This is a genomic window from Psychroflexus aurantiacus (genome assembly GCF_010820555.1).
In the GTDB taxonomy this organism is placed as follows: Bacteria; Bacteroidota; Bacteroidia; order Flavobacteriales; family Flavobacteriaceae; genus Psychroflexus; species Psychroflexus aurantiacus.
On the sequence record NZ_JAAIKD010000015.1, the window covers coordinates 1 to 5,078 of the forward strand.

General features: G+C 31.9%; 5 protein-coding genes. All 5 read left to right on the top strand.

Features of this window, described 5'->3' with window-relative positions:
- Nucleotides 1–51: 51 nt before the first annotated feature.
- The 5 genes from G3567_RS13060 to G3567_RS13080 all read left to right on the top strand — a co-directional run bounded on the left by G3567_RS13060 (nt 52) and on the right by G3567_RS13080 (nt 4,689).
- Nucleotides 52–783, top strand: a complete 732-nt coding sequence (locus G3567_RS13060) for a hypothetical protein (protein WP_164005763.1) — start codon at nt 52–54, stop codon at nt 781–783.
- 140 nt (nt 784–923) lie between these two features.
- A complete protein-coding gene (locus G3567_RS13065; RefSeq protein ID WP_164005764.1) occupies nt 924–1,568 on the top strand; it encodes a hypothetical protein in 645 nt (214 codons plus the stop codon).
- 137 nt (nt 1,569–1,705) lie between these two features.
- A complete protein-coding gene (locus tag G3567_RS13070) occupies nt 1,706–3,082 on the top strand; it encodes a leucine-rich repeat domain-containing protein (protein ID WP_164005765.1) in 1,377 nt (458 codons plus the stop codon).
- 306 nt (nt 3,083–3,388) lie between these two features.
- Nucleotides 3,389–3,739: a hypothetical protein gene (locus G3567_RS13075; protein ID WP_164005766.1), complete on the top strand. Its 351-nt coding sequence runs from the start codon at nt 3,389–3,391 to the stop codon at nt 3,737–3,739.
- A gap of 572 nt (nt 3,740–4,311) precedes the next feature.
- Nucleotides 4,312–4,689 (top strand): hypothetical protein, encoded by a 378-nt coding sequence (locus G3567_RS13080; protein WP_164005767.1) that lies wholly within the window; start codon nt 4,312–4,314, stop codon nt 4,687–4,689.
- Nucleotides 4,690–5,078: the final 389 nt, after the last annotated feature.

The following is a 5,078-nucleotide window of genomic DNA, read 5'->3' on the forward strand; positions in this document are numbered from 1 at the left end:
ATTGGTTGCTGAAACACGCAACAAATCATATACAAACCGTTACCTACTATTATGAAAAAAATCACACTCTTGTCATTTCTCATAATACTTATATCAAGTTGTAATTCAGAAAATCATACTGAAAAGATCGAAAGACTTAATATAAAAGTGAAGGAGCTTAATCAAAAATTAGACAAAAAAGTAGATTTGATTACTAATTTAAGAATTCAAACTAAAAAGTTACAAAATCAAAACTTAGAGCTAGAAAATGAAATTGATAAATATCAACAATCTTCTGATTATTATCTTTTCATAGAAAACTCAGATAGTGAAATAAATGTAGCCGACGTACTCAAATCTGGTGAAAAGAAAATAATTGATCAAAAAGTATTTAATGACACCTTAGATATATCTGACAATTTTTTTGTCTATAAGCATACATCAGAAATAATACAGACTTCTGACTCAGAATTTGGAGCAATTCTTGACAATTTTAATGAAGAAGAGTCTAAATATGGGAATGATTTTTTTGTGAGAGTAATGACATTTTACAATGGTAAAACTTTATCTCTCGAAGTCGAAAATTCAAATACTGATATTCATATTTTAATTCAACCTATAGCATTGGGATATGAAAATAAAACGTTTGTAATTTCTGATTTTCATCGTGTTGAAATAATTTCACTCGAAAAAAACGAAAATGATGTTGAATTGATTTTTGAGCATGGGAGATATCCAAGAAAAAAAGAGTCGATAATAATTAGACCCGAATTAGTAAAATTTAAAAAGAATAACAGTAGGTAACACTGCATATCGGTTATTGCGGATTTTCGGCTGAAATCGGAGTTTTGGGATTTTCTGGAAGTTAAATCTTAAATTGAAAAATAATCGCTAATTTTCCCGCAACGAAGCGATATGCGGAAACGTTGTGGTGCATTTAAAAAATGAGAAAATATCCAAAATCATTTTCTGAGTTAATAAAGAAACATAATTTAATTAATGTTAAATTGACTTATGATGAATTTGTCTATAAGGCAAAGAATGATGTAATTTTCCGAAATGATTTCGCTTTTGTGTCGCTTTTTTTGGATTTACAAATGCTCGAAAAAGAAAATATGGAATTTGGAATTAACACACCATTAAAATTAATATTTATAGAATCTGATATTGCAAAAAAATGGAACGAATTTAGAAAATTAACCAATCTAAGTATTCCCGATTTAAAAGGAAAAAGCAACAAACACTTTATTTATATTTTAATTATAATGATAGGATCTTTTTCTGGTTTATATTTTATTTTCTCGTACCAAGATTTATCATTTTTCACAATGCTACATCCTGAAATTCTTAATATCGGATTTATTGCTATCATGATAATAATTGTGGGATTAGACTATTTTATAGAGAAACTTTGGCCTAATAATGAAAAATATGAAGTGCCGTTTTATTTGAATAGTGATGATGTTAGAGGATTTATTACAAAAGTTTTAACCTACAATCGAACTAAAATAAAAAATAATTTTGCTGAATTATATCAGCAGAGATTTGAACAATTTGGCGCTGAAAAAACGCACCACAACACTGCATAACGCTCATTGCGGGGTTTGTGGCTGAAAACAGGGTTTGGGATTTTCTGGGAGTTAAAATCTATAATTGAAAAATAATCGCTAATTTTCTCGCAACGAAGCGTTATGCAAATCCGTTGGCAAGCATATAAAACGACACATTGAAAAGAATCACACCGCTTAAAATATTAGGAATCCTTTCTGTTCTTCTCGGACTAACAGTCGCTATTCTTACAGGTGGTTATCTTATTATTCTTGGTGCATATTTTATTGGACTTGCTCTTCTACTTTTTCTATTCGATTGGCTAACCAAGAAAACAAAAACCAGAAAGGCTTATTGGATTTCACAAATTGCACTTTCTGTTGCATACGTTGCATTTCTGACTTTATCATATTTAGATTGGAACAAACACAACCTAATTGTTTTTCCGAATGAATTTCAGGGAGATGGTGGAATTGTCTTTGGAATTGAAGGTTATCCTGAACTACCTGAAATGAAATATTGGGTAAAGACAATTGAAATACCTTCAAATGGTGTACTGATTACATCAACCAAAGAAGAAGAGTTGCCAAACAAATTCCAATTTCAATATCAAGATGGTAGCAGTCTTGATTTCAGAGATTCGACTTGGAATTTCTCTCACTCAACTGAATTCCCTTGTATTCTTACCAGTTCGATAGTAAAGCATTACTCATTTAAGATTGGTAACAACTCAAGCTCAAATTTTCAGGAATTACTCTCTAATCTTTGCGACTCAATGAATCAAGGAAAACTTGTTACTGCTTATGTTTCGGAATATTCACCGATAGTGAAAGAAGTTGAAACACCTTATTTGCATTTGCAAAACAAAGGTCTCTCAAAATTGCCTCAGAACATCAATACTCTTCAAGTAAAGGAAATCATTCTGACAGGAAATAATTTCACCGAGTTTCCAGCCGAAGTGTTGAATATGCCACAACTTGAAGAACTTCTAATTGGTCATAATCCTGTTTCCAAACTACCTGACAATTTGGAATCCTTCAAAAACCTCAAAAGACTTTCGATAAATGCCACTCAAATCAAGGAGTTTCCATCTGACTTATCCGCACTTGAAAGCCTTGAAACAATCGGGTTAGACCATAACGAATTCAAAAAAGTACCAGAGCCAATCTTAACGATTCCAAACCTTAAACGGCTTGGACTTAACAACAACAAACTGACTGACTTGAAATTTATTGATGAGCGTCTTGAAGGACTTGAGTCAATCTATTTGTACAGCAACGAAATAAAACAAATTGACTGTGAAATTGAAAACCTGAAGAGCCTGAAAGAACTACTGATTTTTGACAATGAAATCGACTCAATACCCGACTGTATCGGTTCTTTAACAAATCTTGAAAAGTTAGAAATATGGAGTAATCCAATAAAATATGTAACGCCAGAAATTCAAAAACTGACAAACCTTAAGACAGTTAGAATGGAAAAAGATAATTTGACAGAAGAACAAATGGAGTCAATAAGAAAGTGGCTTCCGAACGCAGAAATTAGCTTTCAATGAAAAAATACGCTTGCCAACATTGTATAAGCGTAATGCGGACTAAAGTGCTAAATTTAAACGAATTGAATATTAACAATCATATCGGTAAACTGAAAGTGAAGTGCTTCTAATCCCGCACTACGCTTATACTCACCGTTGGCATTCATTGAGCAGAACCGTTAAAAATGACAATTATGAGTGATTTAAAACAAAACGTTTGACTTTTGGCTCGTTTGCGGAATCGGTAACTGAATTAAAAACAAAACTGGAACTTAATGTGGAATTTAGCAAGTTGCGGAATTGCTCACTCTATCGGAATTGAAAACTATGAATAAAACGGAATTAAATCAAAATAAACTAAAAAAAGTTTTAAAAGCCAATTCTTGGTTTCTTTGGGTTATTCCTATGTTTATTTTTGTAAGTTTTCTAAAAGGAATTGAAGTAGGAATATATATTTCCTTAATAATGATTTCGGGTCTTTCTTTAGGCGCAATTATTCTTGTAATTATTGGTTCTCTCTTAAAAAAATACGACTTGAAAAACGTTTATGGAGAAATAATAATTTTTGCGATTTCGACCATTATTTTATTGATTTATATACCAGACAAAAAACTTTTAGCATTTATGATACCCTTTAGTATTCCGATAATTATAATCGGACTTTTGAATTTAAAATAAAAACAACGAAATGCCAACACCGTGTATAATTCATTGCTAGTACAAGCCTACTTACGAAAATCCTCGCGGATTTTCTATTCGGTTTGTATTTGCTAAATTAGTTGCTGAAACACGCAACGAAATCATACACAAACACGTTCTCCCCAATAGCTCTGACTAAATTTCTTACTGAAATTCATTCAGAGTCTTTAATTTTTGGGCATTGCGTTTTAGTCAGTTCCGGCTGAATTTCAAGTTGAATTGAAAGCTGACAAGTTGATTTAAAACCTCACTCTGACATCTACTCTACTTCTAAAGCATAACACTCTGAATCTTCTCAAGCGCTGACAAGAACGCTTAAAATAGCTCTGACTACAATGCAATTTATTTCACTCAGATACTGAATGAAACACCCTGAAAAAATTCACTCGGACGTTTCGCTTCTGGGGAGAACAGCGCATATAGTTTATGGCGGATTTTATGATTAACCGGAAATTATAGTATTTTTAGAAAATTAAAAACTCAACCGAAAGGCTTGGTTGCAGATCATCGCCACAAACACATATGCAAGCCCGTTGTGGTGCATTTGAGAAATGACGTATAAATTTCAAAATAAGGAACTTAAAATCGGCGAAAAATCGTTTGAATTTGACAATGAAATAAAAGAAGTTATTGAATTTGACGGATTATTAGTCGTGCGAACTGATTATTATGAATCAACTGCGAATGAAAATGTTTACGGAATAAATGCTAACGGAAAGATAGAATGGCAGATTGAGAAACTGACTAAACTCACTCACAATGGAATTGAATATAATGGAATTTCGGAACCGTATACATCGATAATAAAACTGAGTGACAAAACTCTGAAATTAATGAATTGGGATAGTACAAGTTTTGAGGTTTATGCACGTACTGGCGAATTAAAAACTAACCCAATGGAATCACGACTCGGAAAAAGACCTTGGTAAAAATTACACTATGAAAAAAATAATCAATTTCTTAAAAAATAGCTGGACTCTAAAAACTGTATTATTAATCACATTTTTATATCTTGGAGTTTCGATGCTTTTTGGAAAACAAATTACGATTTCAGAAATCATTATTACTTTTTTCGTTTTCTTGTATTTCGTTTGGAGTTTTGGAAAAAAACCAAGTAAAAGGAATAAAAAAACGCACCACAACAGCGCATAACAAAAATGGCGTATTTATTGCTGTAACTAGAGTTTTGTGTACTTTTAGAAACTTAAAAACCTTAACCGAAAAACTTGCGAGTTTTAAGTCACCACTTATGTTATGCGCGGACCGTTGCCAAGCATATAAAATCAAAACTTAATCGAAAATGAAAGTTTACGGAAAA